The following is a 2,510-nucleotide window of genomic DNA, read 5'->3' as shown; positions in this document are numbered from 1 at the left end:
GCCAACAAAATTTTGATTGGTCTGTGGAAGCAAAAGAAACGCAACCACGCTAAACCCGAAAAGTTCGATGAAGAAGAATTGAGCTTTTTAAGAACCATAAAAGAAGAGGCTCCAGCTACTTTAAGTCGACTCTACAGGAAGTCAGATTTGCCTAAAAAAAGAGTAGACAACCTACTCATACTTTTTATCTCTTGGGATTTGGTGGCAATGGATATTTCTGAAGAGGGAACTTTTTATAATTTGAAATAACGTTACTTGAAAGTGTGAATGACCTGAGAATTTCATCTTTTAACTCATCTGAAGGCTAGGGAAGTTGAACATTTATGACGATCCGATTAATGCTAAAATGGTACAAAACTATTCATAAAGATGTACTTATTCATCCCTAATGAACAAAGAAAACTTTCTAAACCTTATAACCCCATCATAACCTTTCACCCCACAAACCAAAACAAGGTTTTTCATTCCTTTTAAAACTTGCATTTCCTGTGGTGATAGGGCATTTCCCAAACCAAATACAAGCGTATCCTCATTTTCATTGCTCACACGCCAATCAGAAATTTGGTGACCTAAATCCAAACAAGGTTTTTGAGAGAAATTGGTAGTTAAGTGTAAAGTATCACTGAAAGTGTTGTAGGTTAGGGTATCCCTTATAAGCTTGTTGTTTGCATAGATATCGGGTATAGGTGGAAATTGAACACCCAATTGAAATTGATAAAACTCTCCCTGGTCTGAAATAAAATCTATAGAAATAGGAGAGGTGTTAAATGCTACTGTTTTAATAAAAAAAGCATTCGGACCTAAGGTGTCTTTCCCCAAATGTTTGTACAAACCGCAATTGGTGCAGTTGATTTGATAGGTCTCGAGCTTTCGAGGAAGTTTTAAAGTTAACCGGTTGTTATAATGTTTAATCAAAGCAGCATCTTCGGCCAAACAATTATTGATCAATACCTCAGTAGTTTCCAACGTTTGTTTTGATTTCTTGCCTTTCATGTTAGACCTATCCACATGCACTTCGCTGTTATCCGCATAAAAATAAACGATTTCATAACCGTCTTCATATTGGTACTGTTTCGGACCATAGGTTGTGGTATCTTGGAGAATTGTAGTTGTTGAGTGCGATGAACTTAAGTGCTCTATAGTTAATGCTGGATTAATGTTGCTTACTTGACCGAAGCTGAAAGTCCAGTAGAGGAGCATTAGATTTAGAAGGTGATGTATTTTCATTGCAGTTGACTTTAGTGTTAATCAAAATGAAGTTGAATTATTTACGGGTGTAATTCACTTTTGATAAAAAGTAACATCAATTGTATAAATCAATATTGACTTTATCGTGTCATTTAGTAATAGATTTCCAATCACTGGTTTCTATTTCTGTTTTGAACAATCCTGGTCTATAAGGTTTATCTAATTCTTCTAAACGACTTTTTATACTTTCCCATTGATCCATATCATAGGATTTTATTGCTTTATCAAGAACTTCTTGATCTTTTGTTGCAAAAGAAAGTGGAATAGGATTGAATCCTACCCAGTGTGGAACGTTTGGGTTTTTAGATTGTGAGTACAAGGCAACTGTAGCTATTTTATCATTTATTTTAACATTTTTAAGCGAATTACATTTTATGATTTTAATTGCAGGGTAATGACCAAACCCTTGGGTTAAATCTGTTGCTACTGCTACTAAAGTTGGACGAACTGAAATCACAATACCACCATTAGAATCTCCACTTCTAAAGTGTTCCTTCTTGTGTAACCAGTAAAATCCGTTACTGAAAAGAGAGAGAATAACCAATGGAATCAACCAAAAAGAAACCTGAATGGTAAGGAAAATTGAAAAGAGTAAAATGCTGGTCTGAACCAATATTTTTTGTGTATCATGATAAATCCACACGAATGGATTTAAGCTTGCATTACCAGGGTTACTCGCTCTTGTGTTATTGTCTACTGTAAAGTTTTTTTTCATTCTATAAATTAAAAGTGAATTCTAAATACTTTGAGGGAAAGCATCTAAGACTAGTCTTAAAACTATGAATCCTACAATAAACAAAACAGATAATGTATAGGGCTCACTAAGTTTGAATTTCTCTTTTCGAATGGCTCTAACGACTGCAACAACAAACAGAATTAATAAGGGTATGGTAAAGAAGAAATAGAATAAGGAAAGTAACAGTATAGTATCAAAAACTTTCCAGTCTCCCTTATGCCATCTTGTTACGAGTTTCGGCGATAAATCTTCTTTTTCTATGTAATTTTTCCAATCATTTTCATCATCAAAGTATATAACCACGTTGTTTATTTCATCAGCCGCAAAGTACCCTTTAGGTTGATCGGTTTGAGTAATTTCACCAATTGTATGTCCTTTGTAGAAATACCAGTTTTTAATATGTTCGACAAACGTTTTACCCCTCAGGTAAAGCGTGCATCCCTCGGTGAAATTATTAATTTTATTCCCATAAGGAGTTTCCTGTTCCCAATCACTAAAACCCATTGCAAATAGCTGTAAGGGGACT

General features: G+C 34.5%; 4 protein-coding genes. 1 reads left to right on the top strand and 3 read right to left on the bottom strand.

What is annotated here, in order from left to right; genetic code table 11:
* The coding region (locus R3333_RS14015) for a hypothetical protein (protein WP_318959396.1) at positions 1–249 on the top strand (249 nt) is incomplete at its 5' end.
* Positions 250–375: 126 nt separating this feature from the next.
* Here the strand turns inward: R3333_RS14015 and R3333_RS14010 are convergent.
* From R3333_RS14010 to R3333_RS14000, 3 genes are all read right to left on the bottom strand, one after another.
* Positions 376–1,227 carry a hypothetical protein gene (locus R3333_RS14010; protein WP_318959395.1) on the bottom strand — a complete coding sequence of 284 codons (852 nt, stop codon included), beginning with the start codon at positions 1,225–1,227 and terminating at the stop codon, positions 376–378.
* Positions 1,228–1,336: 109 nt separating this feature from the next.
* Complete coding sequence (locus R3333_RS14005; RefSeq protein WP_318959394.1) at positions 1,337–1,963, bottom strand: DUF3239 domain-containing protein; 627 nt, start codon at positions 1,961–1,963, stop codon at positions 1,337–1,339.
* Positions 1,964–1,984: 21 nt separating this feature from the next.
* The coding region (locus R3333_RS14000; RefSeq protein ID WP_318959393.1) for a hypothetical protein at positions 1,985–2,510 on the bottom strand (526 nt) is incomplete at its 5' end.

Source organism: Lishizhenia sp., from assembly GCF_033720595.1.
In the GTDB taxonomy this organism is placed as follows: domain Bacteria; phylum Bacteroidota; class Bacteroidia; order Flavobacteriales_D; family Crocinitomicaceae; genus Lishizhenia.
The sequence above is the reverse complement of the archived record's forward strand: the minus strand, read 5'-3'. Positions and strand labels throughout refer to the sequence as shown.